The sequence below is a fragment of the Lentzea albidocapillata genome, from assembly GCF_000719115.1.
In the GTDB taxonomy this organism is placed as follows: domain Bacteria; phylum Actinomycetota; class Actinomycetes; order Mycobacteriales; family Pseudonocardiaceae; genus Lentzea; species Lentzea albidocapillata.
Genome location: NZ_JOEA01000023.1, coordinates 39,403 through 64,704, shown reverse-complemented (window position 1 = coordinate 64,704; position 25,302 = coordinate 39,403). Strand labels below are relative to the sequence as shown.

The window sequence follows — 25,302 nt, the reverse complement described above, 5'->3', positions numbered from 1 at the left end:
ACCAGTGACCTCTTCGGTGTGAACGGATCCTGTCGAGTATCAAGCAGTTGCACTGGTCTCAGCACGACGGTCTTGAGCTGTATGAACAACCGTATCGAGTCTCGCTGATTTCGTGGCGTCTCGGTAGGGATCGCGCGTCTCAGCTACCGGATTTACTACCAGCCTAGATTCAACGGAGTGCCCGGCCAGCGGGTCGATTGGTTCAATGCGCGATCCAGGCTGAGTGCAGCGCTAAGCCTGGATCGCGCGAGCGCATCCTGATCTTGGACCGTCTTCAGCGCGTGCTGTAGCCGAGGAGCCTGCAGGCAGTAGTAATTGACAGACTTTCGTCGTCAGATTTCGTTGATGCGCATAGGAGTCCTGAGCTTGCTCACCTTCGCCCAGTTCCATCCGCCGATTTCGTCGCGTGCCAGCCTTCCGGCGACGATGCCTGCCGAGACGCCGATCTCGTCGGCCAACAGCTGGATGTCGACGTGGGTCTGCGTTTCCGTGAGACGGTCCAGCCATTTGGGTGGAATGAGCAGATCGCGGGCGAAGTCGTTCGCTTCATCCTCGATAAAGCTGTCCTCGCTGCCGTCGTGGATGTAGCTGGCCTTCTTTGAGTGCAGGAGGAGATGGCCGATCTCGTGGAAGAGGGAGAACCAGAAGACGTCCTCCTTCTTCTGGCGATCGCTAAGTTGGATCAGTGCTTTTCTGGGGTTGAGCCATCGTGATGCGCCGTTGATGCGGCATCCGGAGACTTCGGGTTCGAGTACGATCGCGATCCCGGCGGCGGCGCACAGCTGTACCAGTTCGTGGATAAACTCATTTGATCGAGTCAGCTCGCGGAGCACAGGTAGCAACTTGCGTACTGCGGAGGCGTCGAAAGGCTGACAGTCGAGTTCCTGTGCCTTGATTTCGCCGATGCGCAGCCATGTGGCGGTTGCTTCCGCGTTTACTGGGTGTGCCGCGGACCGGCGGAAGGAAACGATTGGCTGGCTCCACACCTTTGTCCAGGCCTTGACGTCGGCGACCGCGAAGAAGCGCAAGGCTTCGCCGAGCGTGCGCCCGTTCGAAGTCGCATCGCTGATGTAGCCGCGTTCCCGCAGAGTGGTCAAGGGCAACAGGGAGAGCCATTCCGCCTCCGGTGGCCCGACCATGCTCAACCGCTCGCGGAGAAGGTGGTCGCGATAGTGCGACTCGAGCCCGTTCCAGGTGCTCGCCGGCACGCCGGTGATGCGCTCAAGCGCCACTGCGGTCTCGTAGGTGAGCGGTGCGGTCCCCTTCATCATGTGCGAGACGTGCTTCTCCGACATGCCCAGCCGGTCCGCCAGGTCGGTCTGCGTCATGCCCAGCTCGGACAGCTTGTTCCTGAGCGTGTCGCCGGGAGGGAACGCGTAGTCAGGTGCGAATGTCACCGGACGGTCGGTCATTGCTGTACGTCCTCCGTCACGTGCGCGGTCACGGCGGTCAACTCGGCGACCATTGCTCGGTGCGCGGGAACGGTGTCCAAGTCGAGATCGACACGTAGGTGAACGATAACGCCCTCGCTGAAAGTGACCTCATAGTCGCTCTCGGTCATAGCCTGGATCTTGGCTCCCGGTAGATGTGCCAACGCCGCGACGTCGGCGCTGGCCCGAACCTCGCACAAGCGGCGCGCGATCGCAGTCCACCTCTGGCCCCACCTGGCCTCCATGACTGCCCTTGAGCAGCACAAACGTGCCAAGTCCGAATCGGGGATGCGCAGCTCCACGAGATCGGCTAACCTCTCAGGTAAAGAAATTCTCCTTGACCTGCTAGGTCAAGGATACCGGCAGTCGAGTGAACTCGGCTGCCTGGTGAAGGGAGTCAAGCATGCGGCTCTTCGTGCACCGCGAGGAACACGCCAACCCCGAGGCGATCGAGGCGGACGGGTCGTCCACCGTCGGAGACCTCATCGGACGAGCGGGCCTGCAGAACGGCGGCGACGCGGACGTCACCGCCTGGCTGGAGGACGCAGACGAGCCGCTCGACCGCGGCGCCACGCTGGACGAGGCCGGCCTGGTCGACGGTGCCCGCTTGCACGTGGCCAGGCGCAAGAAGATCGAGGTCAGCGTGCGTTACGCAGGCGAGACGAAGACCAGGGACTTCCGGCCAAACGTCCACGTCCAGCGGGTGTTCAAGTGGGCAGTCGGCGAGTCCGGATTCGACCTGCCGGCCACCGAGCGCGCCAAGCACACGTTGGCTGTGTGCGGTGCGGAGACTGAGGCGGACCGGTACGCCCACGTCGGCTCGCTGGCATCTGGCGGCCGGGTGTGCTTCGACCTCGCGCCGAAGGCCCGGTACCAGGGATGACCCCGGACCACCGGGCCGTGCAGGCCCACCTCGACTCCGCCAGGTTTCAGGCGGCGGTCGCGGCGGGGCGATGGCGGGTCGTCGACTCCGACTGGCCCGCCCTCGTCGTGGCGGTCGCGGCGGCGCCTCGGCCCGGTGGGCCAGAAGAGATCGCCCTGCGCATGGACTTGACCGGCTACCCCCAGCAGGCGCCGACAGCAGAACCGTGGGACCTGGAGGCGGGAGCCCGGCTTGCGGAGAGGCGACGGCCCAGGGGTGAGGGCGTCGAGGTCGTGTTCCGGACGAACTGGGAGCACGGTCGGGCGCTGTACGCACCCTTCGACAGGGTCGCGCTCACAGGTCACCCCGACTGGCCGAGGCAGTACCCCGGCGACACGTGGACGCCGGACCGGGATCTCACGTTCTTCCTCGGAAAGGTCCACACGATGCTCAACGACGACGACTACCTGGGTGCGGCGTGATCCGCGAGCGCCTCTTCGGGAGGAACGCAAGTCTGCGGATCAGCCGCCGCACGTGGCGGCGGCTAGTTCAGGGGCTGGGAGAACGCGCGGGCGGCCGTCGTGAGGCCGGCGCGTTCCTCCTCGGCGACCGCGAGTCGTCGCCGAGGAGGGTTCGACGCGTCGTGTTCTACGACGACCTGGACCCGAAGTCCTTGACCGGCGGCATCAGCTTCGGGTTCGAGGGATTCCCGCGACTCTGGGAGCTCTGCGATCGGGAGCAGATGCGCGTAATCGGTGACGTGCACACCCACTTCAACGGCCACGTCGCACAGAGCCACACCGACGCCACCAATCCGATGATCGCCAGGAAGGGGCATGTGGCGCTGATCGTTCCGGACCTTGCCGCCCGCTCTCTCCGCACGAAGGAGGTTGGCGTGCACCGGTACCTCGGTGACGAGGGCTGGTCGAGCAGCATGGGCAAGGACGCCCGCGCGGCTCTCTACATCGGATGGTGGGCATGACGGTCCCAACCCCGGACAGCTTGCACCGGACGCTGAAGCTCGAACTGGATGAGGGGCGCGCCCGGAGCGTTGACGAGGCTCGGCGACTTGTGGAGCGGTATCGCCTCCAGATCGTCGCCGGTCCGGCGATCGCCGACTCCCGGACGCTCCAAGCAGCCCTGCTCACCGCCGTTGCGGCTGGCGTCAGAGCGTTTCCGGGCGGAGTTCTCGTCGTTGCCGAGAAAGATCCAGCGCTGTCGGTGGGCTGGGCCAATGGGCTCGGTCTGACTGACGCGGTACTCCGCTTCGGAGGACGGGTGGTGACCGCTCTCGACGCGTCGGCTCCGGTGCTGCGCATCGGCACGCCACTGGACGCTGCTCCGCGTTACGAGATCGACCTGACCCTCACCTGGGAGGGGTGGGCGGCAGGATTGGTGCCTACCGGGGAACCGCGGCTGACCGAGGCGCTGGAGTTCCCGCAGTCGGGCGTGGCCGCCGCCTCCTTGGCGGTGTCCGAACTCTTCCAGCACACCAGAGGTGACAGCAGGGCAGGGCGTCGCGCACTGGGAATCTCGTTGTGGGAACCGGACGTTCCTTGGCAGCACCCGACCGCCGCCGGCGAGGCGTGCGAGCTCCTACCGACCAAGCTGTGGCTGATCGGCCTCGGCCACCTCGGCCAGGCGTACGGGTGGGGCCTGGGAATGCTCCCGTACGCGAACCCGGCGGAGGTCGTACTGACCCTGCAGGACACCGACTCGGTGGTCGAAGCGAACGTCAGCACCGGCCTGCTCAGCGAACCCGGCGACATCGGCACCCTGAAGACGCGGGTCGTCGGACGACGACTGGAGGCCGCGGGGTTCACCACCCGGCTGATTGAGCGCGCCTTCGACGAGGACACACATCCCCGCGATGCCGACCCCAGTTGGGCCCTCGGCGGGCTCGACAACCGCGCGGCGCGCAAGTGGGCCGCGTCTGCGGGGTTCAGCCGTTACGTCGACGCAGGTATCGGCGACACCTCCGACACCTACTACGACGTGCTCGTCCAGTCCTTCCCGTCAGGACAGACAGTCGACCAGGCGTTTCCTCCTGTGGCTCCCCGAACCGTGGTGGCCCCCGCGTACGACGACCTGGTGGCCCACGGTGTCCGCGCCGGCCAGACTGAAGCTGAAGCGAGGTGCGGTGTCGTCGCGATCGCGGGCCGGGCAGTCGGCGCCTCGTTCGTCGGCACCGCCACCGCAGCCCTCGTACTTGCTCAGGTTCTCCGCGAGTTGAACACCGGTACCGCCTGCGATGAGGTGACCAGCTTCAACCTTCGCGCGCCCGAGTTCACGGAGCGTGTTGCGAACGCACGAGCCGTAGTGGTGAATCCAGGCTTCACGAACAACCTCAAGCCATCCGACTGAACCTGGTCGGCCGCTCAGGCGCCAGTTGAGCATCGCCCACGAGCTCGGCCACTTCCTGCTTGAGCACGTCTTCGACGAGGTCTTGCTGACTGCCGAAGGGTGCCGACGGTTTGATCGCGAGAAGGAAAAGCAGGCGAAGTTCGTGTCTGGCGAGTTGCTCGTGCCGAAGAAGGCTGCTGTGCAAGCAGCCCTTGACGACATGACGAACGCGCAGGTAGCGCAGATGCAGATGTCGGGAACTCGTGGGGTGGGGCGCAACATTCGGGCCAAGAAGGACCCGAGGTAGAGGAAGTGCTCCCGACATCGCTCCACTGACCACCTGGCGGGGCCACGGCGAGCGCAGTCCGAACGTCACGCTCGGCAGGCGGGCTCAGAACTGCTCGTTCGACTCCGCCGCGATCCGGAAGCCGTGAGCGGTTGACTGGTGCGTGCACGTGACACCGGACTGCCGGGAGACGCAAGTGAATCCCAGTACGGTCAAGGATCGCCCGTACGGCAGCACCGGATCTTCTCGGCCGAACCCGTTGGAGTAGATCACGCCGCCGGTGCAGATGAAGTCCGTCTTGCCGGTCGCGTTGACGAACATGCCGGACCCCCAGCTGATGTGGGTGCTGCAGTGCTCGGGGCGTGGTGGCACCGGTGAGGTCTTGCCGTGGCAACCAGCTGATAGTTCGAGGGTGATGATGCCGCACGAGAAGTTCTTCGAGGGCGACCTGAAGTAGTAGAGCTCGTGTGGACTCTCAGGGAGCCGGTAGTCGGCTGGGTTCACGGGGATTGAAGCAGCGAGGACATCAGTCGCCTCGGACAGCGCGGCTTCGACTCGGTCGAGCGTTCGCGCGTCGCTAGCTTGCTTCATGTGCGAGCAGCTCGCGGCGAACGCTGCGAGGATCAGGTACCACCCCGTCGCCGGGCTGAGCGTTTCCGACTGCAGGTCTTGGAGCACGACGTAGTCCAGAGCCAGCCAGGCCGGTACCGCGAGGGCTTGTTCCTTGCGCAGGCCGGACATGAGGCCGTGATCGACACGGCACGCTTCCGTGACGTTGGCCAGCCTTGCCCCTTCGGCGGGGCTTTCACCGCCGGGTCCCGACGACCAATAGCCGTGGGCGGACGGTACGGGCACGATCCCGTCGCTGAAAAGTGGCAGCGAATACAGGTGTATCCCGAAGAGCGTGCGATCGACGGTGACGTCGCCCGCGATCTGGGTGAGTTGGGTGCGCGGGGGTATCCACGAGGGAAGATCGCTGTTGCAGCCCTTGGGTAGAGCGGTTCCCTTGTTGTGCGGGCCAAGGCACAACGCTGCTGTTGCCTCGCGCGGGGGTAGATCCTTGTCGGGGATACTCATCGCGTGCACCGCGTCGGCGACCCACGTCGCACCCCACGGTGAGCCGAGGCTCGGTGTGCCGATCGTGATGATGTTCGGGACGATGTCTCCCTTGCCCTGCAACGCATACCGCAGAGCGAGTCCGCCCATCGAGTGCGCTACTGCCACGACCTTGCCGTCTCCGCCGACCTTGCGATGCGCCTGCGACACCGCGTCGAGGAACTTGCTGAGACACCCGGCGATCTGCGCATCCGAGGCCCAGTAGAGAGATCGCCTGCCGTAGTCGAATGTGAAGGTGCTGACGCGGTCTCCGAGCCGCGTGGAAAGCGCCTTCGCGGTGTCGGTCATGGGACCACCGGTCCAGCCGTGCACCAGGACCACAGGCCGGCGGCTCGCGACTTGCTCGTCTGCCGCTCGCCAGCCGTCGGCCCCGCACTCCTCAACAGCCGCCGACGCCAGGGCTGGAGTGGATACCATCAGAATCAGCACTGCCAAGGGGGCCAACAACCTCCGGAGCTTCGTCACTGCGTCGCCTCTGTGCTGCTGATCTTCCAGTTGCCGTCGTGGACCACGAGATGCAACGTCCACGCCGCACCAGAGGCGCCCCCGGTCTGTGCGCTGGTTGACGCTGTCCCGTCATTCGCGTCCTGGAAGGAGGCGGTGTCGATCGTGAGCGGAGCGATGGAAGCGAGCTGTGCCACCGCGCCCAGGTCGAGCGGTTGCGCGTCGGAGATGGCGAGCGCGCGTCGCACCCTCGGCTCGTCGCCGCTCGTGAGATCAGCGGCGAGCGCTTTTGCCTGCTCCTCGGCGAGTGGGGCGATCGTGGGTGTGGAGCTGGCTGGCGACGATTGCGGAGCGGAGCTCGCTTGGTTCTCCTGGTTCAGCGTTCCCAGGCGTGGGAACAACAGCACGATGGCGAGCCCCACGACGACAATCACGGCGCCTGCGGCGATCAACCACCTGAGTGACATGCTCGGCTTGTCGCCGACAAAGCCTGGTCCGTTATCGCATAGGTACTGCAACGAACGGGTGAAGCCATTCCGGACACCTCTTGCCGCGCCGGGTGGAATGTCACGCGATACTTAAAGAAGGGGTTCCCGCCTGAAACACCCCACCCTGGTCGAGATCGTCGTGCGGGGGTGCCATCCTGATAAGGGCGACGACCCTGAGGCGCTCGCGCTCGTCGTGCACCAGCAACGGCAGGCGCCCGACTATAGCGACGCGCTGCGGCTGCCCTTGCACCTGGCCAAACTGGCGCAGGAGTACGTCCTGTCCACCGTCGCGGAACGCGAGGACGATCATGTCGGATGACGAGCAGCTGCCGAACGAGCCGAAATCCCCGCTGGCCGAGTTCCGCGCCTGGGCACGCCAGTCGTCTGAGGCGCAGAAGATTCTGCGCGAGTTGCCGGGAATCGCATCCAGTTTTCGAGCCGGCTCGCCTGGATATTACGGGCGGTTCGGCCTTGACAACGAACATGTTCTCGCCCTAGTGGTAGCGCACGACGCCGAGGCGGTGGAGCACTACCTGCTGGGGGCCAGCGTTAGACGGCTGCTCGCGGACCGCGACCAACCGGAGGTGGTGCGCTGGCTCGCGGAAAGCGACTCGTACTTCGACGTTTACGTGTGGCGGCGGCTGCGCGTTCCGGCTTGCGTGGCGGCCGGAGTGGTCGCTGGCCGGCAGGAGGTTCGGGAGATGTTCGGCGAGGGCTGGCCGGGGCGGTGGCGTGCCGGGCACGAGGCGGACGACGAGTCCGCGCGACCGGTTCTCGCCGCGACGGAGGGAGAACTCCTCCGTGAGCTCTGGACGCGCCTGACGGTGGCGGCTTTGGTGGCCTGGATGTCGCCGGGGCGCGGGCGGGGTCTGCACGAGACCGCTGCTCGTCGGCGGCTGGAGACCTTCGCCGACGAACATCCCGAGGTGTGGGCGGAATCCATGCCGTGGTTGCTGGTGGCGTGCCAGGACTTCAGCGGCGTGCTCGACTCCTTGCTCGTGCTGAAGGTGGCGCTCGGCGATCGGACTTTTCGCGAGGCCGTGGAGTTGGCAACGGAGCATCCCCACCGAGCTGTCAGGACGGCCGCGGAAGGCGTGCTCGTCCGCGCGGGCGGTGCGGATGAGTCTGATCCGGAACGGTCCCTGATCGAAGCCGCCGCAGCGGTCCTCGACCGGAACCGCGGCCGCGTCGATGCGTTCCCACGACCGTTGTCGGTACCGGCGCACACCTGGCTGTCGGACCGGAGCCTCGAAGAGCTGATGCACGATGGCGCGGCCCTCGCACTGGCCGGTTTCCGCGAGATCGTTCGCGACCAGGGCGCGACGGAGGAGGACGCGCTCACCGCGCGGCTACTCGAGAGGCTGGAGCGCGAGTTCTCCAAGATCGACACCGAGCTGGTGCTCGTGGCACCTCAAGCTGCAGGCGGACCTGAGATCTCGCTAGCACAACGTCCTGTGCGCAAAGCCGATGAGCGGACGATCGGTGCCGACGTGGGTCTGGTCGTCGACGTCGACCTCCCGAGCCGGATGAGGGTGCGTCTCGGTGAGCTGGTCCAGGTGAAGAAGTCGACCCGGCTGCACGGCGTCGCTGGCACGACCGACTCGTGGCGCATCGAGACCAGGCAGCTGAGCGCCCTGCTGGACCATAGCCCGACGGCGGTGTACTGGCTGATCCAGCAGACGGGCGACGTCCTGTGTGTGCCCGCCAAGCTGTTGCACGCCATCGTCGAAGGCAGGGACAAGCCCGGTTCGTCGTCGCTCACGGTCCGGTACAGCGAGGTCCGGCACGCGGCGATCGGACTCGGTCAGTACCTGCGGGATCTGGTCGTGGGCTTGTGGGTGGGCAGCTGCGGGGAACCGACTCTCGGCGTCGCGTCCGGTGCGAACGACCGAATCCGGCCGATGCGCGTCCTCGACCTCCGAGTCCGGGTTCGCGACGAGCAGGGGTGACTAGCGCGTTTGCGATTGCTGCCGAACGGGCTCGGCATCAGCAGTCGACGGTCTCGGTGAGAGCGCGGAGCCGGTGATCGCTGAGCTTGGCCGTGTACGGGCACGGGCTGACCGTCCGCTCAGGAAGTCGCCAGCGGCCGTGAGCAGAAGGTCACGGGCACGTTGGCGGGTGACAGTTCGACCCAATCGGTGATTCGCGTGGTGAGCGCTTAGGTGTGAACTCTCGGCAGGCAGGTCACCCGCAGTCTTTGTCGAGGTCAGAAGGCTTATAGCCTTCCTTGTCGGGCATCGGCCAGCAGGGTGGTAGCTGTACTTCGCTGCTGTACTGCTCCTGCGCGGGGTCCAGCGGGAAGTTCCATCGTGCGGAACTTCGAAATGAGCTCATCACGGCCGTGACCTGCGGCTGAGGTTCAACCGACCGTTTCGCGGACGCACTATGGGCGATCAGCACACTCTCTTCAGCACCGTGAACTCACGCATATCTGGGGTCAAGAGACTCGGCCAGCTGCATGATGGCGGTAGCTGGTGGGTTGACGGTGGTAATAGCGCAACGCCTCCCCGCGCTAGGCCCGCGTGTGAGCTGCAGGTTCGTCCACTCCGGTGGCTTCCTCGGCCGTGCCTCACAGGCCTCACTACCCACGTACAATCAAAGGTCACCAAGAAGGTGTCCGAACTTATCCCTCTTCGTTTCATAAAGGCGACGGACATCACCGTTCGGCTTCGGGACGACCAGTGGCAGTCGGCGAACTTCGATTCCGGAATCTGCAAGATCGCCGACCTTATTGGGATTATTTGTGAGGAGGCGGATGCTCTGAATTCCGAGGGATTCAAGATAATTCGCGATGGATCGATACTCCCGGCTGTCCGGCTCGACCCCCAAATGAACCCGAGATTCCCATGTGTCCGCGCCGTTGATTTCAAGATTCGTGGCCGCTACTTTGGCTGCGAGCCCAGCGCCGCGACCGTCAATTCGCAAGTAGAACAAGATTCCGAAACTGTCAGATTGCGACAGCCTTGTCATGGCCAGATCTAGCTGGTCCGAACAGTCGCACAATTTACTGGAGAAAACTTCAGCAAAGACGCATTCCGAGTGTATCCGAACCAAAGGCTCGCGCCGGTCCGACTTCTCGTTGAGGGTTACAACAAGGTCGCCATCTATTGCACCGCTAAAAGAAGCTACCGTAAATCTGAGCGGTCCCCAATTCCGGGTCGGCACAGTAGCTGACGCCCCAACGAATCGACTGAGGTAGTCTTTCATTCGGCCCCCCGGTGGTCATTCATGATGGAAATAGTTCGAAGCGCTGTCTGCAGCTCCTTCTTGATAGCAGCCTCGACGCTTGATCGGGATTCATTGTCCATTCGATAAAGCGAAACCCGTGGATGGGTTTTGATACGCGCGAACGGGTCCGCCCAGCTCTCGCTGATCGAGGCGATCATAGTTGCGGAAGGATCTTCCAGAACGGACTGAATCAGCCTAACGAATGATGGATCTTTGATCTGCAAATCACCGATCTCATCAAGTATGATCAACCTTCGGTCACTGAGTGCAGCGTGCAGTCGTGGAACCACGTCTGGCCACGCGTTGGAGACCAGCTCGTAGTTTCGGTCGCCAAGACGTCTGGCGAACTCTTCCTGGCCTGCTCGGTCGCTAGTCTTGAGTGCGAACCCTCGTCGCTCCTGCGCTGGTTCTGACGTATACAAGGCGGGCGATATCGCATAGTAGGCGCTATCCATGAGATCGACTTCTTCCACCAGTTTCATAAAGGCAGAGGTCTTGCCAATCCTTGGTGGCCCTTCCACGAGGACAACCTTGTGCGCGCTCGCGAACAGGTGTTCGAACTCGTCTTTGTAATGGGAGAATACATGAGGAGAGGAAAGTGCATCGAACTCGAAGTCGAGCTTTTCTGAGAATGGGATTCTGTAACCGGCGAGTCGCACGAGTGCCCTGCGCTCAGCAAGGCTTGTAGATTCTTGATCCACAATCACGTAAGTGCTATCGACCGGGTATGGTAGCCAGCGAACTTCCAGTCGCTCTGCATTTCTGCCGACCTGCTGTGCCAAGTCTCTCAGGTGCGCCCTAAATGAGTCGCGGCGTCGAAGTATGTCTTCTGCTCCGATGTTTGCGTTACGAAGTGCCAGCAATGTGGCAGTCGGACGGTCAGGTGCGGAAGCGACAATTTGAACACGACCACCGCGGCGCAATAGCGACGCGATCTCGGATTTTACAGTTTCGCTGACAAGCGATCCTGTCTCTTGAACGAATGATGCATCAGATTTGGCGTTTCGAATTATCGGAAACTCTGTGGACTGTGTGGAGAACAAGAGATCGGCGGAGGGGCTCTGGGTGGAATCCCTTAGGGAGGTTTGAACTTCGCCCAATCTTCCCGTCATGTCGATGAGCGTGGCACGCGTACGTATGACCGATACTGCAAGTATGGCAAGCGTTGCGAGTGTGGCGTTGGTAACCACGCTAGAGCCGACTTTATCGGCCAATCCGCCGATGCTTACTACCACCGCCAGCGTCAGCGCGATCACACTGTCTAGATGTGTACGAATCCAGCCGAAAATCTGTCTGAGGTGCATAGATCGGGCGCCCTTCTTGCGGAATTCGATGTCTCGTTCCTCGTCGTATGTAGTCGGTGGTGGGACCAGCGTTACGGTCATGATCGATTTGCGGGTTGCCTCAACCGACGGAACCTTTGAAGTCTTACGGGGTTGCCAGGCCCTGCATCATGGCTTGTCCGACTGCACGTGCGGTGTGGGTCAACGTCCTGACGAGCTTCCGAAGAGATGCCTGAGCATGGCTGCATCGTAGGTGCAATGGACCTCACCTTGGCGGAACGACGCTCTCGTCGCCCTAACTGCTTCTTCAGCCTGCACTACAAGCGCACTCTCCCCGTCCCGTCGCCCCTGACGCGGTTGGTGCCAGAGTGCCGGCGTCAAGAGGGCGTAGGCCCTCATAGCGACGCGCAATGCTCTTGAGGCGGACACTCTGGCGTCAAACGATGACGGAGCCATGGGCGCGAGGGACTACCCAAACTCGTCTCCGAGTGGTCTTCCTTTTCATATTGCAGGGCCTTCGGGGCTGCTCGGTCGCTACCCCGGCCCTACCTCTCATCGCCGGGCGCGGTGGGTGACCGAAGGCCCTGCCGTACCCGTTTGCCCGAGCGATACAGAGACGGGCCGTTAAGCCTCTGTCGGACGGGATAGGCTCAGCGCGACCGAGCAGCCTGTTTGGGCCGCACGCGTGCGCATTCTCGGCGCAACCGCGCACCCGACACATGCTTGGGTGACGCAGGCCCTCCGAAATTTCCTGGTGGGCCTCGAGGACGCCGGCAGCCTCGCACGAGTGAGGTTTCTCATCCGTGATCGTGACGGCAAGTACCCCGCATTGATCGACGGGATGCTCGGCGGCGCCGGGATCGCGGCGATCTTGACCGGCATCCGGGTGCCGCGCATGAACGCGATCATGGAACGCTGGGTCAAGACGTTGCGCGGCGAGCTCTTGGACCGCACGCTGATCTGGAACGAGGCCTCCGGCACGCGCTGCAAGCGTACGAGCAGCACTACAACCGGCACCGCACCCACCGATCCCTCGCCGCCGCAGCACCCTTGCGAGCCCGACTCCAACCCCTCGGACCTGACCGGATCGAACGCCTCGCGGTACTCCGACGGGATCGCCTCGGTGAGTCCTCCACGAGTATCAGCATGCCGCTTGGCCTGTGTGGACGTAATTTTCGGTACGCACAAGGTCAAACCGTCGGTCCGCGTTTTGGCACCCAGGGGTTCCGATGAACTACACCGGAACGCCATAGATTCCCCATCGTGCAGGCGAGTTAGCCAATTGAGAGCAGCGGGATTTGGCGAACCCACGCATTTCCCGTCGTTTCGAAATCGATGCTCCATCCGGTGAGGTTCGCTGGAAGGTCGGACGGAACGGCGATCATCGGGTCGATCGGACTCGGGACCGCCGGTCCTCTCACCTCAGCGCTGCTTGGCTCCGGCGTTGTGCCGAAGAGGATCTCGTTGATCTCGTGTGCGATCTCGCGGCCCGCGGCGGGTTGCAGGCGAGACAGCAGGCGGCTGAAGGCGGTCAGGTCGATGTGTATGGTCGCGGACTGCACCTGGCGGATGTCGTCCAGCAGGTCGATCACCAGCTCACAGGCGTGATCGACGTCGCCTGCTGCGGCGTGGGCCAGGGCGCGGCGCAGGCCGAAGCGGGTGCGGGCGCGCAGGTCGGTGCGGGCGATCAGCGGGACCTGGGTGTCCAGGATGGTGGCGGCTTCGGCATGACGGCCTAGGTCGTGGAACGACCACGCGCGGGTGATGGCCACCTGGTCGACTAGGCTCGTTGTGCCATAAAGGGATTTGGCGACGGTTTGCTGCAGTTCTGCGGCCCGGTCCAGGGCAGTCTCGCAGGCGGCTGCGGCGCCGGCGAGGGCGTAGCCCTGCGCTTCGCGTTGGGCGGCGACGGCTTGCACGACGGTGGAGCGGGCCTTGCTCGCCCGGCGGGCGAATGCGACGGTTGCGCGGGCGTCTCCCCGATATAGGGCGAGCTCTGCGGCGCGCACCAGCGCGTAGGCCTCCAGTTCGTGGTCACCGCCCATGGCCGCGTACAGGACGGCACGCGTGGTGAGCTCGGCAGCGGCCGCGTCGTCGCCGCGTTCCTGCTCCATCCAGCCTGCGTATTCGGCGTACCGGGCGGCGAGCATCCACAGGCCCCGGCTGAGGCCGGGATTGTCGGAGGAACGGGCCATGGTGCTCAGGATCTCCACCTGGGACCGCAGCCCGGTCAGCACCGTCTCCGGGCTGGACCGGCGCCCGAGCGTCCGGTGGTGGTCGAGCATCGCGTCGTAGGTGAGCAGAGCCGTGTCGTCGCTCGGTATTGGACGCGCCGAGGTGTCGGCCAGCGCCATCAGGCGGCCCTGCGTCCTGAAGGCGTTCTCGAACACCTTGGCCATCTCGGCGGTCGGGCGGACTTGACCGTTCTCGATCTTGCTGAGGTAACCCTTGCTGTAACGGACCTGCTCAGCCAATCTCGTGAGCGAGAGCCCGCGCTCCGTGCGCAGGCGGCGGACTTCCTGAGCGAACGTGGGCGACAAGCCATCAGTTCGGGCTTGCTCTCCGGCCCGTCCAAGATCGCGGGTGGCTGGGTTTGCGTGGGCACCGGCTTTTTCCCGTGCTAGGTCGCGCAAGACTGCGGCGTCACGCTCTGACTGCGCACGTATCTGTCGCGCGCGTTCACGGACCGCAGCCGCCTCCTGCTCTGCTTGCTGGGCGTCACGGTGTGCCTCGCCCCCAGCAGCGGTGGCGAGCGCACTGATCACGTCGTTCTCACGTGTGGTTGCGGAGGCTGCGGCCGCAACCTCCGCATTCTGAAAAGAGTCGGTGATCAAGCGAGGATCGTCACGATCATCGATCTTGTTGCTGGCATCGGCTGCTCCCGCACCGGATGACCATGTACCCGATTGCAGGTTGCGTGGGTGCTGCCAGATCGATGAGATCAGGTCGGGCGACGCATTGCGACGCGCGGCCTGGGCTGCAGTCGCACCCAAGGTGCTGTCGGCGACCTGGTCCAGAGAATTCGGGGCCTCGTCGGAGGTCCGGCTGCCCTCCGTTGCGTGGATGAAGGTTGTGTCGGGCCCGGGCCCGGGCCCGGGCACTGGCTCTGCCGCACGACGGCTGTTTTCGCCTGATCCCCGCTGATGGTCTGCGTCGGCAGAACACAGATGCCCAATGACCCGTTTCAGCGCACCATCCCAGGCGGCTGAACCCAAATGTGGATCCTCTGCCGCGGCCAAGGCATCACCGTGGCCGGTCAGCATCGTGGCTTCCGCCACGCGGTCGCCGATTCTCTCGGCGATTTCCAGACCTTGGCGATAGCAGGTCAAAGCGTCCTCGTACCGCGCGAGCCCGAGCATCGCCACAGCGGACAACTCGAGCGCGTTGCATTGGCCATGGGGATCTGCGGCGTGGCCGTACAGGGTGTAGGCGCGCTGTGCGAACCGACGCGCCGAGGTGAGATCTTGCAGCATTGCCGAGTGTTCGAAGCGTCGGCAGTGGGCCACGCTCAGAAAAAGAAGGCTCCGCGCGAGGTCCGGGTGGTCACTGAGTCTCGCCGCAGCGTTGCCAGCTTCGGCGTGGATGCTCAGCATGTCGTCCCACCGCTGTTGCGCGATGTAGAAGGGCGTAACAGCGGTGACCAGACGACCCAGTTGCTCATCGGCCTCCGCCTGCGCGGCTTCGCGGATCACCGCGAGCAGCACGGCATCTTCCTCGGCATACCATTCGGCGCTCGCAGAGGAACAGGCGTCGAGGTAGTAGCCGATCATGCGGAGTGTGAGCGTCCGAACCTGTTCGTCGTCCTCGTCGTCGGACGTCAGGTCTCGCGCATACTGGCGTACTAGATCGTGAACGCGGAATCGACCCGGCTGGTGTTCGCTCAGGAGACTCATCTCGCAGAGTTCTTCCACGGCCGCACGCGCCGCTCGCACCCGCACCTGGGCAATAGCGGCGAGTGCGGTGATACCGACATCCGGGCCCGGATGAACACCGAGTGCGCGGAACACCAGTTGCGTTTGTTCGGTGAGTGCCGCGTAGGACCACTCGAAGGTTTCGCGCACCTTGACCATGGGCGGTTCTGACAGGCTTTTGTCCAGCATCTCGGCGATCGCGGCAAGTGACAGTGCAGGGCGCCTGCGAGCAGACGAGCCTGCCATGGTCAGCGCCAATGGTAGGCGTCCACACGTCTCGGCTACGCGATGGGCGGCTTCCGGCTCGCGCTCCGCACGGTCGCCTCCCGCGGATTCAGCGAACAGCGCAATGGCTTCGGTGATCGATAGCTCGCCGAGCGTGAGACTTGAAGCACCCCATCGTGCGACCGCCTCGCCCAGATGAGAGCGGCTGGTGATCACGGCAGCACAGTCCGAGGTGCCGGGCAGCAGCGGATCGAGCTGCGACGCATGCCTAACGTCATCGATGACGACGAGGAATCTGCGACCCGCCAGCATGCTTCGGTACAGAGCCGCTCGGGCTGTCAGGCCTGCAGGGATGCGGTCGGCGGAGATCCCCAATGACGTGAGGAACCCAGCCAGTACTTCGGTTGGCCCGATGTCGCTGTGGAGCGACGCGTACAGCTGGCCGTCCGGGAACTTGTCGGCGATCTCGTGCGCGAACCGCATTGCCAGCGCGGTCTTGCCCACGCCTGGCATACCGGTGATCACCACCACCGCAGGAGCCTCGGCCCTCGGATGCGCTGTGAAGCCTGCCCGGAGCTCGTCGAGTTCGCGTTGGCGTCCGACGAAATGCCGTGCGGTCATCGGGAGCTGCTTAGGGGCCGGGAGGTTGTTCCAGCCGATCACGGCGCCGATCTCGAGCTGGTCGGGTGGCAGCGGCTGCAGTGTGACGGTGATGAAACCCTGGTCTTGCATCACGGTCGGCATGGGTGCGCTGGTGCCTTCGCACTCGCGCAGCACCGTCGGAATACCACTGCCTTCGCCTTCTACCAGCCGGACCCACGACAAGACGTGCGCGAGCCGGTAGTTGCGCTTGATCGAGTGCCCGGTAAGAGCGGCCAGGTCGAGGGGGACACCGGCGGGCATCTCCCTGTCCAGCCACGAGCCGGGGCTGCTGATCTCCAGCCTGTCGCTGAACAGCCGCACGTGAACACACGAGTGGCCGACTGAGTAGTCCCTATGCACCAACGCGTTCGCGATGATCTCGCGAACGGCGATCATCGGGTAGTCGTATACCGGTACGGCCTGGGCTCCCTCAGTGGATGGTCTCTCGCCGCGTCGCACGCGGCGTGCCACAAAATCGCGCGCGGCGACGATCTGGTCCGGGACGGGGCCGTCGAACGTCTCGCTTTCCCGTTGCTCGGCACGGGTTGAGCCGTAGTAGCGGACGCATTTGACCATTGCGGTGGAGCAGGCAGACGCTGGACGCTCGCCGAAGAGCAGGGCGCCGGTGCGGGTGAGTTTGCCCTCGAGTAAGAGCTCCCCGCGTTCGAGGAACTCGCGCGGGGTGAGCGCGGGAGGGTGACGTTGTACGACCTCCTCGCGCATCGTGGCTCGGAACCTCTGCAGTGTCGCGTGGTCGACCTGCGCCTCGGTGTAGTGATCGAGGTACTGCCGCTCCTTTGGGGCGGGTGAGGGATCGGCCGCGGGCAGGGCGATTTCTGCGGGGAAGTTTTTGGTCAGTGCGGCGACTAGGTCGTTCATCCCCCGCAGAGGGTCGTCGTAGAAGCGGGCAGCCTTTGCGTCGAGCGCGAGATGGTCTACATAGGCCTGTTGCTCCATCAGCGCCACGAACACGCGGCTTGTGCCGTTGGAACGGCCGGCGTTGACGATCTGGTGCGACCACGTGCTGCCGGCCGACTTCCTTGTCGCGCACAGCACGATGGGCGCGCCTGACGCCACGGCCGCCGCAGCCGTGCCGATCAACGACTCTCCGACGGAGACGGTCCCGTCGTGCGCCACCTCGTACCCGGCCAGGCGAAGCGGCTCGGCCAGCTGCTCGGCGAGCTGTTCCTCGCCCTCCGCGCAGACGATGTACACGACCCGGCCGGGCATCAGGTCACCTGATCGCCGCGAGCAGAGCGCGCAGACCGCCGGCCCAGTCGGTGGTGAGGTCCGCGTACTTCAGGTCGGCGAGGACCGCGGGCGGGTCACCACCGGTGAGCTGCACGGGAAGGATCTTGACCGCGGCCCCGTCGAGCTGGCGTGCCAGCGCCGACATCCACTCTCTGCTGATCCATGGGCTCGTCGTTCCCGCGCTTGAATAGCAGAGGACGACGTACGCGGAGCAGGAAAGACCGTCGTTCATCTTCGCGACGATCGAGTCGCCGAGGCCGATCTCCCACGTGTCCAGCCACACGTCGTGACCCGCGGCGCGCAGTTCTGCAGCCAGCTTCTCGGCGGGTACCTCGTCAGCGATCCGATGACTCACGAATACGGCGCTCACACGTCCTCCAAGTTGGCGGAAACAACGATAACCCATCCTATTCCTGTACCGTCACACCAGTTATTTCCAATTGGTCTGGAATCCGGTCCTGTTCGGGTGGCGTACGCCTTGAGCACCGAGTATTCCGCCATTCGCGTGGTTGGTCGCTGTGTGGGTAACGATTGCGCCGACACTTGAGAATTACCTGGCACGAGCGCGTCATCTACTGCTGTCTGGGGGCTACGTGACAGCCGAACGGAGGTCACGCGTCCAGGGCACCTGCCTTTGTACATTTCGGTTTCCGGCAGGTAGGAGGTGAGCTGATGGGCGCACGGGCGTGGCTGGCGACCGACATGGGCAGCCTGCTGACCAACGGACCCAGAGGCTCTGGCGACGCGACCAGGGCGATGGGGCGGGTGCTCGGCCGATGTGCCGCGGCGGTGCGAGGAGCGGGAGCGGTCGTCGGGGGCGCCTCGGCGTTGCTGGGGCTTGATCCGCCTGCGGACCTGAGCTGGGTGCTGCCGGTGGTGCTGGCCAACCTGGGGTGGTCAGCGGTGTTCGTCGTGGTGACGCTGCGCCACGGGCTGTTGACGTGGCTCATGGCCATGGATCTCGTGGCGGTGTGCGGGCTTTGCCTGATCCAGTCACACGTCGTGGGCGGGGCCGCGTTGCCCGGTGGGGCCGCGTGGGTTTCGGTGATCGCCAGCATGTGCGTGGTCTACGGACACCTGGCGTGGCGGCCTGTGGTCGCGGTGCCGAGCGGGCTGGTGGTCGTCGCATTCTACGTCGTCGGGCAGGCGCTGGCCGGAGTGCCCGGTGCCGGGCTGGTTCAGGCGGCGGTGATCACATTGCAGAACTTCGCGACCATGGGGCTGATGCTGTTGCTGCGCAGGGTCAGCCGCGGCGCCGATGCCGAGCTGGACCTGGCTTCGCGCAGCCGGGCCCAGTCACGGGCACGGGAGGCACAGCGCGCTGATGAGCGCGAAGCCAACCGCAGGCTGCACGACACCGTGCTGGCGACGTTGACCATGGTCGGATCCGGTTCAATCGACGCGCCCTCGGCGCGGTTGCGCGACCAAGCGCGTTCCGACCTGAGCGTTGTCATGGCGATGGCCGGTGGGTACGGCGAGTCGGCTGGTCTGGTGCGACTGGACGAGCTGCTGCGTGATGCGGTTGAACGGGCCGCGGCTCCGGTGTCGCTCGCGTTAATGCTCGACCGGTGTGAAGTGCCGGGCCCGGTCGCTGACGCGTTTGTATGGGCGGGCTCGGCGGCGGTGGTGAACGTGCGGCGGCACGCAGGAGTCGATCAAGCTGATATCCGCCTCGACGAGGCCGGCGGCGCGGTCGTGGTGACCGTCGTCGATCTCGGCCGGGGGTTCGACCCCGTCGGGGTGCCAGCGCACCGGTACGGGCTGCGGGAAGGCATCGTCGGACGCATGGCGGCCGTCGGCGGGGTGGCGTTGGTGGATTCGGCGCCGGGCGAGGGCACCCGCATCACGTTGCGGTGGTGGGCCGGTGACTGAGTTCTCCGCCGCACTGCTGGACGTGCGCTACCGCCGCGGCGCGACGCTTGCGGCCGTCCTGATCACCGGGCTCTGGCACGTCGGCAACGACACCGCCATGCTCGCGATGAACTGGTCCGAGTACCGGTGGCCGTGGGTGTCCGTCGTGATGTGGTTCGTCTACACGGGCTTGGCGACCGGTGCCGCGATTGCGTTGCTGCGCCGCGGAACCGTCGCCCGGCCGTGGTTCCTGGCAGTGTCCGCGCTGCTGATCTCGGCCGCGGTGAGCGTGGCGTCCGAAGGGGCCCTCACGTCGTTTCACAACTGGGGCTGGGGCGCCGTGGGGTGGCTCGGTGTGCTCGCGTCCTGGGGCCGGTCCCTGGCACCGCTGACCTTTGTGCTGTCGGGCAACGTGGTGGTGAGCGTTGTTCTGCTGGTGGCACTGGGACATCCCGACAGACTGAACCTGGCCGCGTTGCTCGTGAGCGCGTATGGCGCGATCGCGTTGCAGCTAGGATTCGCTATCGGAGCGCGGATGCTCGGGCTCGCGGTCGGTTGGGCTGTCGACGCGGCGATCGTCCGGGGCGAGATCGAAGCGCACCGAGCGGTCGCGGAAGAGGTGCACTCGGCCCGCGCTCGGCGTTTCGAACTGCTCCAGCACACCGCTGCCGGCGCCCTCCGTGGCTTGGCCGACGGCACGCTGGATCCGCGCGACCTAGCCGCACAGCGCCAGTGCGCGGTCGAGGCGGCCAGGCTCCGGCGGTTGCTGCTGGAGACCGACGACGTGCCCGATCCGCTGACGCACGAGGTGAGCGCGTGCGCGGACATCGCCGAGCAGCGCGGGATCCCGGTCGACGTGCGGACGTCCGGCCCGCTACCGCACGTTCCGGTCGAGGTGCGGCGGCTGCTCGTCGAGCCGCTGATCACTGTGCTCAGCACCGCTATCAGCCGGGCGCGCGTCACGTTGTCCGCTGTCCCAGGTGGGATCAGCGTCAGCGTCCTGGCCGACACCTCTGCGGATCCGCCACCTCCGTCGGCCGGACCGGTCGAGATCGAATATCAGCGTGAAGGGGAGTCGCTGTGGGTACAGCTGAGCTGGCACAGCCCATCACCGTCGCCGTCGTCGAGGACCACGGCGTCGTCATCGACGGCATCCGCACCTGGATCGACGGCGATCCCGGCCGCCGGGTGACGTTGGTCGGCAGCGGGCCGGACCTGGACGAGGTGCTCGCGGGTCCCGGTGCCGACGCCGACGTGCTGCTGGTGGACCTCAACTTGCGCGGCACGCTCATCGTCGACCGTATCGGCGAGCTGACCGCGGCGGGCCGCAAGGTCGTCGTGTTCTCGGCGCACTCCGAGCCTGAGAACGTCCTCGCGGTTCTCGACGCTGGCGCGGAGTTCCTCGACAAGGACGAGAGCCGGGAGCACTGCGTCGAGACCATCGTGGCCGTCGCCGGGAGCAGGCCATACGTGACGCCCACCAGCGCCGGGGCGATGCTCGCCGACTCGCGGTCGCAACGACCCGCACTGTCCGAACAGGAGCGGACCGCGCTTCGGCTGTGGTTCCAGGGCATGACGAAGTCGTCCGTCGGCACGCGCATGGGGATCACCGAGGCAACGGTGAAGCAGTACATCGACCGGGCCCGGGCCAAGTACGCCGCCGTCGGCCGCCGGGCTAGCACCAAGGACGCTCTGCTGGCCCGTTCGATCCAAGACGGACTGATCCGCGCCGACGAGGTAAACGGCTATCAGTCACGCGCGTGGCGTCCGGAAAACCGTTGTCCGCCAACCACATGACCGCCGCTCGACCGTCATGACCACCGGGGCGGGAGTACCTAGCGTCTTTAGGTGAGCCGCGAAGTTCTGTGGCGATTCCGCCCCTGGAAGGTCGAACCGATGCGCACACCAGTTCTCCGCAGAGCGGCGACGAATCTGGCCGCCGCCTCCCCCACATTCGCCACGATCCTGACTGGAGCCCCGCCCGCGCAGGCCACCGGCTGCACCGCGACCTGGTTCTACGCCAAGCCGCACACGTGCACCCGGACGTTCTGAGAGGGGTGACCACCATGCGAAAACTTGTGATCACCTGTCTTCTTGCCACGCTGCCGGTCTCGGCGATGAGCGTGTCCGCCGAGGCGGCGCCACCTCCGGAGGAACCCGGCCCGGTAAGCACCTCGCCGCCCGCACCCGCTGCTGTGCCCGAGAAGGACCGCGACCGCGTGCTCGGCGGCGGATGGCGTGCGTCCCGCGACCGAGCCTGGACGACGTCCGGTGACGGTGCTGGCTTACACGTGCTGGTGGCCGACGCCGCCAGCGGATACGCCTGGCGAACGCTCACCACCCTGACCGAGCAGGGCTTCGAAAGCGATCAGTGGGTAGGCAACGCCTGCCGCACCGGGTCGAAGCGCGTTCTCGCGGTGACCTATGCGCCGCGGGCGTTCACCAACCGCGAGAACCTGTTCGAGCGTGGGGCGTTCACCGCGTTGGTGAACCTCGATACTGGAGTGGTCACCAAGCTCGACGTGCTCAGCACCCTCGCGTACTACAGCCCAGGTTGTGGTGCCGCAGACACCGTGGTGTTCACCCAAGTCGGCGAGACGCGCACGCGACTGCTTCCGGTGGACGCCGCGACGGCAGCGGTGAAACCGGCGGTGATCGTCGACGGTCAGCTGACCTCGGCCGTGCCGACGGCATCCGGCATCGTGGCAGCCGATGCCGGACGCGTCGTCCGCGTGACGTCCGATGGCGGCCGCAGCACCCTGGCAACCACGTCCTCGGTGCCGTTCGCGCTCAAGGCGGACGCAGCCGGGGGAGTGGTCTTCCTCGACCACAAGGACGCCAAGGCCACGGTTCACCGCGTCAACACGGTCAGGGACCAGGGAAATGTTCCGGTTCTGGCAGAAGGACCTCTCGATCGCACTGGCTTGACCAGCGAAGACGGCGTCGTCCACATCACCGGTGACGCCCAGGTCAAGCGCGGGCTCCCGAGCTCCATCCGGAAGCTGGACGCGCCCAAGGACTCCAGGGTGACGGGCGATCTGGTTCTGACGTCGGTGACCGCTACCCGGTCGCGGCAAGCGGAACCCACCGACGTGCGCCGTGACGTGCGAGTAGAGGCGATGTCGTTGCGCACCAAACAGAAGGTGGCGTTCTCCGTCGTTCCGACGCGGGCACCGCTACAGGCCTCGGCGCCAACGCTCACTTCGGGCACCGGCGCGCGGATCGCGACAGCGGGTTCGCCGAACGATCCGGTCGAGGCGGAGCGGACGTGTTCCGTGCCCCGCAACGACCCTCGCAACCAGGTGATGCAACCCAAACCCCGCCAGGTCGAGTGGGCCGTGGACCAGGCGATCACCGACTCGCTGACCGTTGCGCGGCCAGCGAACTGGAAGAACCTCGGCATGCCCGCGTACACCCCGCAAGGCTATTTCCCGCCGCTTCTGCTGAACGGAGGTGGCCGGGTGCCCGCCCAGGTGTTCCTGGGCATGCTGGCGCAGGAGTCGAACCTCTGGCAGGCACCAGGATCGGTCGTGCCGGGGGTCACCGGCAACCCGTTGATCGGCAACTACTACGGGCTCGATCTCTACGACGGTGAACCCGGCAACGACTGGACGATTCGCTGGGAGGACGCGGACTGCGGTTACGGCGTCGCCCAGGTGACGGACGGGATGCGGCGCACCGCACCCGGTGCCGGCCCGACGTCGCAGCAACGGGCGATCACCCTAGACTTCGCCTCCAACGTCGCCGCCGGGCTGCGAATCCTGCAGGACAAGTGGAATCAGACCCGAGCCGACGGCCTGATGATCAACAACGGCGATCCGTCGAAGGTCGAGAACTGGTTCTACGCGGTGTGGGCCTACAACTCCGGCTACTACCCGCGGTCGACGGCGGGATCCAACTCGGGTGCCTGGGGTGTCGGCTGGTTCAACAACCCGGTGAACCCCAACTACCCGGCGAACCGCGCGCCGTTCCTGGAGTACACCTATGCCGACGCGGCGCACCCGCAGGACTGGCCGTACCCGGAGAAGGTCATGGGCTGGGCTGGCCACCCGGTGGAGGTCTTGGAGTCGCCGGGCAAGCTGGTCCAGGGCTATCGGGCAGCTTGGTGGAACGGCGGCGATGAACAGGGCCCGATCAACCGAGCCAGGGTCAAGCCGCCGGTGGCGCAGTTCTGCGACGCCAGCAACAGCTGTGTGCCGGGTCAGGCCGTCACTCCGGGTTCGCCCGCCGGCCCGTGCATGCACCGGGACAGCGCCGGGCAGTACGACTTCCGGTGCTGGTACCACCAGCCGAGCACGTGGAAGTCGGACTGCTCCTACAGTTGCGGCAACGAGCTGTTGCGGTTCTACCCCGGCTACGCCTACCAGGACGACGGCACTGCGTACCCACCGGCATGCGGGCTGGCGGGGCTTCCGGCCGGTGCGCTGATCATTGACGACCAGCCGGACAGCGTGCCTGTGGTCCGTCCCGGTTGTTCACGCGTCTTTCAGAATCAGGGCGCGTTCAGCCTCGACTTCGGTACGGACGGCAGCGGCAACTTCCCATCCAAAGTGGACTTCCATCAGCTCGGGGCGGGATTCGGAGGGCATTTCTACTACGCCCACACGCGCACCGCGGACCTGCGTGGCAACTCCATGCGCGTAACCGGGACGTGGACGCTCAACCGGACTCTCAACGGGTGGGCCAGGGTGATGGTCCACATGCCCGATCACGGGGCGCACACCCAGCAGGCGACATACGAGGTGGATCTGGGTACCGGCGTGCGCACCCGAGTCGTGTTGCAGCGCACGATGGCAAACAAGTGGGTCTCGCTCGGGTCCTTTCCGTTCGCCGGAACGCCGAAGGTGCGGCTGTCGAGTGTCACCCATGATGGCGATGACGGGAACGGGCTAGTGGAGAGCGAGGACATCGCCTACGACGCTGTTGCTTTTCAACCGCTGCCGGGAAAGCCCGCCGACATCGTGGTGTCTCTGGGTGACTCGTACTCGTCCGGTGAGGGCGCGTCGGTCGCCGGAGGCGGCGACTACTATCCGGAGACTGACAACAGCGGTGGCGACGACTTGGCACAGAATGCCTGCCACAGGTCCAAGCTCGCGTGGTCGCGCAAGGGACGGTTGGCAGACTCGGGCACGTCGATCGGGCAACGCGCGGACAGTTGGGACGTCGCGCTCGACCACCACCTGATCGCGTGTTCCGGTGCTGAGACGGAGAACCTGCTTCCCGTGCATACGGCATCGGACGTCCCGCGCAATGCGTTCGGCGATGCGGGGCGTGGCCAGTACGGTGAGCTTTCCCAGTTGGACAAGGGTTTTCTCGACGAACACACGACTCTTGTCACGCTGTCGATCGGCGGCAATGACGCGAAGTTTGGCGACGTGCTCAAGTTCTGCCTCACGCCGTTAATCGACAACTGCGCGGAATTCAGGATGGACGGGGACACCGAGCCATTGCGACAGGCCGAGCCGAAGCGCATCACAGGCCAGGTGAAGCCGTCCGTGCGGACCGTGATCGAGCAGGTCAAGCGAAAAGCTCCGAACGCCCGCATCGTGCTCATGGGCTACCCGAAGCTCTTCGAGCGCTTCGGCGCCTGCGTCCTGAGCCTGGACGCGGAGGAGGCGCTCTGGATGAACTCCATGGCCGGCCAGCTGAACATGGTGCTCTCCGAGGCGGCGAACGAGGCCAGAGCCCAGGGTACGCAGGTGCGGTTCTCCGATCCCACGGAAGAGTTCAGCGGCAAGGCCGTGTGCGGATCACCGGAATCCGTGCGGAACTACGTCGCGGGCTGGAACCGGACACCGGGTGAGGAGCCGTCGGCGTTCCCTTCGCAACAGTCGTTCCACCCCAATGCCGATGGGCAGACGCTATACGCGGACTCGCTGAACTCGACGCTGCGCGAGTTCGGGATCTGATCTTTTGACGGCAAAGAACCGGTCGTCCCGCGG

The 25,302-nt window shown here is 65.4% G+C and carries 21 protein-coding genes; 13 read left to right on the top strand and 8 right to left on the bottom strand.

The features are described 5' to 3' along the window. Window positions 1–332: 332 nt before the first annotated feature. Both IG04_RS0133595 and IG04_RS46805 read right to left on the bottom strand, forming a co-directional pair. Complete coding sequence (locus IG04_RS0133595) at window positions 333–1,412, bottom strand: ImmA/IrrE family metallo-endopeptidase (protein WP_036016480.1); 1,080 nt, start codon at window positions 1,410–1,412, stop codon at window positions 333–335. Then, the gene (locus IG04_RS46805) at window positions 1,409–1,561 is read right to left on the bottom strand and encodes a hypothetical protein (protein WP_157513045.1); all 153 of its coding nucleotides are present in this window, start codon (window positions 1,559–1,561) and stop codon (window positions 1,409–1,411) included. The genes IG04_RS0133595 and IG04_RS46805 overlap by 4 nt, the downstream gene beginning before the upstream one ends. A 272-nt stretch (window positions 1,562–1,833) precedes the next feature. On the opposite strand from IG04_RS46805, the gene IG04_RS0133585 reads away from it, so the two are divergent. Genes IG04_RS0133585 through IG04_RS0133565 form a run of 5 tightly spaced genes read left to right on the top strand, consistent with a single transcriptional unit; the run spans window position 1,834 to window position 4,942 of the window. Then, window positions 1,834–2,313 carry a hypothetical protein gene (locus IG04_RS0133585; protein WP_030480771.1) on the top strand — a complete coding sequence of 160 codons (480 nt, stop codon included), beginning with the start codon at window positions 1,834–1,836 and terminating at the stop codon, window positions 2,311–2,313. Beyond that, window positions 2,310–2,774, top strand: a complete 465-nt coding sequence (locus IG04_RS0133580) for a DUF7665 family protein (RefSeq protein ID WP_030480770.1) — start codon at window positions 2,310–2,312, stop codon at window positions 2,772–2,774. Before IG04_RS0133585 ends, IG04_RS0133580 begins: the two co-directional genes overlap by 4 nt. After that, window positions 2,771–3,274, top strand: coding sequence for a hypothetical protein (locus IG04_RS44455; RefSeq protein ID WP_144065748.1), 504 nt, complete (start codon window positions 2,771–2,773; stop codon window positions 3,272–3,274). Before IG04_RS0133580 ends, IG04_RS44455 begins: the two co-directional genes overlap by 4 nt. Further along, on the top strand, window positions 3,271–4,656 hold the full coding sequence (locus tag IG04_RS0133570; RefSeq protein ID WP_144065747.1) for a thiamine biosynthesis protein ThiF: 1,386 nt from the start codon (window positions 3,271–3,273) through the stop codon (window positions 4,654–4,656). Before IG04_RS44455 ends, IG04_RS0133570 begins: the two co-directional genes overlap by 4 nt. Continuing rightward, on the top strand, window positions 4,619–4,942 hold the full coding sequence (locus IG04_RS0133565) for an ImmA/IrrE family metallo-endopeptidase (protein ID WP_084402216.1): 324 nt from the start codon (window positions 4,619–4,621) through the stop codon (window positions 4,940–4,942). The genes IG04_RS0133570 and IG04_RS0133565 overlap by 38 nt, the downstream gene beginning before the upstream one ends. A gap of 84 nt (window positions 4,943–5,026) precedes the next feature. On the opposite strand, the gene IG04_RS44450 is transcribed toward IG04_RS0133565, so the two are convergent. Next, window positions 5,027–6,454: an alpha/beta fold hydrolase gene (locus tag IG04_RS44450; RefSeq protein ID WP_338043629.1), complete on the bottom strand. Its 1,428-nt coding sequence runs from the start codon at window positions 6,452–6,454 to the stop codon at window positions 5,027–5,029. A 44-nt stretch (window positions 6,455–6,498) separates the two neighbouring features. Then, a complete protein-coding gene (locus IG04_RS0133555; RefSeq protein WP_144065745.1) occupies window positions 6,499–6,933 on the bottom strand; it encodes a hypothetical protein in 435 nt (144 codons plus the stop codon). A gap of 175 nt (window positions 6,934–7,108) precedes the next feature. Here IG04_RS0133555 and IG04_RS49025 point away from each other — a divergent pair, with 175 nt between their 5' ends. Both IG04_RS49025 and IG04_RS0133545 read left to right on the top strand, forming a co-directional pair. Then, window positions 7,109–7,288: an RNaseH domain-containing protein gene (locus IG04_RS49025; RefSeq protein ID WP_211257859.1), complete on the top strand. Its 180-nt coding sequence runs from the start codon at window positions 7,109–7,111 to the stop codon at window positions 7,286–7,288. Next, window positions 7,278–8,918 (top strand): hypothetical protein, encoded by a 1,641-nt coding sequence (locus tag IG04_RS0133545; protein WP_144065744.1) that lies wholly within the window; start codon window positions 7,278–7,280, stop codon window positions 8,916–8,918. The genes IG04_RS49025 and IG04_RS0133545 overlap by 11 nt, the downstream gene beginning before the upstream one ends. A gap of 646 nt (window positions 8,919–9,564) precedes the next feature. On the opposite strand, the gene ribA is transcribed toward IG04_RS0133545, so the two are convergent. Together ribA and IG04_RS45770 are read right to left on the bottom strand one after the other, a co-directional pair. Then, the gene (gene ribA, locus IG04_RS45775) at window positions 9,565–10,176 is read right to left on the bottom strand and encodes a GTP cyclohydrolase II RibA (RefSeq protein WP_084402214.1); all 612 of its coding nucleotides are present in this window, start codon (window positions 10,174–10,176) and stop codon (window positions 9,565–9,567) included. Next, window positions 10,173–11,582, bottom strand: a complete 1,410-nt coding sequence (locus tag IG04_RS45770; RefSeq protein ID WP_084402213.1) for a nucleoside-triphosphatase — start codon at window positions 11,580–11,582, stop codon at window positions 10,173–10,175. Before IG04_RS45770 ends, ribA begins: the two co-directional genes overlap by 4 nt. A 583-nt stretch (window positions 11,583–12,165) precedes the next feature. On the opposite strand from IG04_RS45770, the gene IG04_RS45765 reads away from it, so the two are divergent. Further along, the gene (locus IG04_RS45765) at window positions 12,166–12,831 is read left to right on the top strand and encodes a hypothetical protein (RefSeq protein ID WP_211257858.1); all 666 of its coding nucleotides are present in this window, start codon (window positions 12,166–12,168) and stop codon (window positions 12,829–12,831) included. Here IG04_RS45765 and IG04_RS0133540 read toward each other — a convergent pair. Continuing rightward, window positions 12,755–17,488 (bottom strand): NsdA family TPR-like regulatory protein, encoded by a 4,734-nt coding sequence (locus IG04_RS0133540; protein ID WP_030480762.1) that lies wholly within the window; start codon window positions 17,486–17,488, stop codon window positions 12,755–12,757. The genes IG04_RS45765 and IG04_RS0133540 overlap by 77 nt on opposite strands. Window positions 17,489–17,492: 4 nt before the next feature. Further along, a complete protein-coding gene (locus IG04_RS0133535; protein WP_030480761.1) occupies window positions 17,493–17,879 on the bottom strand; it encodes a toll/interleukin-1 receptor domain-containing protein in 387 nt (128 codons plus the stop codon). A gap of 302 nt (window positions 17,880–18,181) precedes the next feature. Here IG04_RS0133535 and IG04_RS43185 point away from each other — a divergent pair, with 302 nt between their 5' ends. The 5 genes from IG04_RS43185 to IG04_RS0133515 all read left to right on the top strand — a co-directional run bounded on the left by IG04_RS43185 (window position 18,182) and on the right by IG04_RS0133515 (window position 25,269). Next, the gene (locus tag IG04_RS43185; RefSeq protein ID WP_051771199.1) at window positions 18,182–19,381 is read left to right on the top strand and encodes a sensor histidine kinase; all 1,200 of its coding nucleotides are present in this window, start codon (window positions 18,182–18,184) and stop codon (window positions 19,379–19,381) included. Next, entirely contained in the window at window positions 19,374–20,552 is a 1,179-nt protein-coding gene (locus IG04_RS44445; protein ID WP_051771196.1) for a hypothetical protein, read from the top strand. Before IG04_RS43185 ends, IG04_RS44445 begins: the two co-directional genes overlap by 8 nt. Then, on the top strand, window positions 20,441–21,157 hold the full coding sequence (locus tag IG04_RS0133520) for a response regulator (protein ID WP_030480758.1): 717 nt from the start codon (window positions 20,441–20,443) through the stop codon (window positions 21,155–21,157). The genes IG04_RS44445 and IG04_RS0133520 overlap by 112 nt, the downstream gene beginning before the upstream one ends. A gap of 99 nt (window positions 21,158–21,256) precedes the next feature. Continuing rightward, a complete protein-coding gene (locus IG04_RS46800) occupies window positions 21,257–21,412 on the top strand; it encodes a hypothetical protein (RefSeq protein WP_157513043.1) in 156 nt (51 codons plus the stop codon). A 14-nt stretch (window positions 21,413–21,426) separates the two neighbouring features. Further along, window positions 21,427–25,269, top strand: coding sequence for a golvesin C-terminal-like domain-containing protein (locus IG04_RS0133515; RefSeq protein ID WP_030480757.1), 3,843 nt, complete (start codon window positions 21,427–21,429; stop codon window positions 25,267–25,269). Window positions 25,270–25,302: the final 33 nt, after the last annotated feature.

Bases quoted from the DNA above. Each gene is read 5' to 3' on its own strand.
- IG04_RS0133595 (WP_036016480.1), bottom strand. From the start codon at position 1,412: ATGACCGACCGTCCGGTGACATTCGCACCTGACTACGCGTTCCCTCCC.
- IG04_RS46805 (WP_157513045.1), bottom strand. From the start codon at position 1,561: ATGACCGAGAGCGACTATGAGGTCACTTTCAGCGAGGGCGTTATCGTT.
- IG04_RS0133585 (WP_030480771.1), top strand. From the start codon at position 1,834: ATGCGGCTCTTCGTGCACCGCGAGGAACACGCCAACCCCGAGGCGATC.
- IG04_RS0133580 (WP_030480770.1), top strand. From the start codon at position 2,310: ATGACCCCGGACCACCGGGCCGTGCAGGCCCACCTCGACTCCGCCAGG.
- IG04_RS0133570 (WP_144065747.1), top strand. From the start codon at position 3,271: ATGACGGTCCCAACCCCGGACAGCTTGCACCGGACGCTGAAGCTCGAA.
- IG04_RS44450 (WP_338043629.1), bottom strand. From the start codon at position 6,454: ATGGTATCCACTCCAGCCCTGGCGTCGGCGGCTGTTGAGGAGTGCGGG.
- IG04_RS0133545 (WP_144065744.1), top strand. From the start codon at position 7,278: ATGTCGGATGACGAGCAGCTGCCGAACGAGCCGAAATCCCCGCTGGCC.
- ribA (WP_084402214.1), bottom strand. From the start codon at position 10,176: ATGAAAGACTACCTCAGTCGATTCGTTGGGGCGTCAGCTACTGTGCCG.
- IG04_RS45770 (WP_084402213.1), bottom strand. From the start codon at position 11,582: ATGACCGTAACGCTGGTCCCACCACCGACTACATACGACGAGGAACGA.
- IG04_RS0133540 (WP_030480762.1), bottom strand. From the start codon at position 17,488: ATGCCCGGCCGGGTCGTGTACATCGTCTGCGCGGAGGGCGAGGAACAG.
- IG04_RS43185 (WP_051771199.1), top strand. From the start codon at position 18,182: ATGGGCGCACGGGCGTGGCTGGCGACCGACATGGGCAGCCTGCTGACC.
- IG04_RS46800 (WP_157513043.1), top strand. From the start codon at position 21,257: ATGCGCACACCAGTTCTCCGCAGAGCGGCGACGAATCTGGCCGCCGCC.
- IG04_RS0133515 (WP_030480757.1), top strand. From the start codon at position 21,427: ATGCGAAAACTTGTGATCACCTGTCTTCTTGCCACGCTGCCGGTCTCG.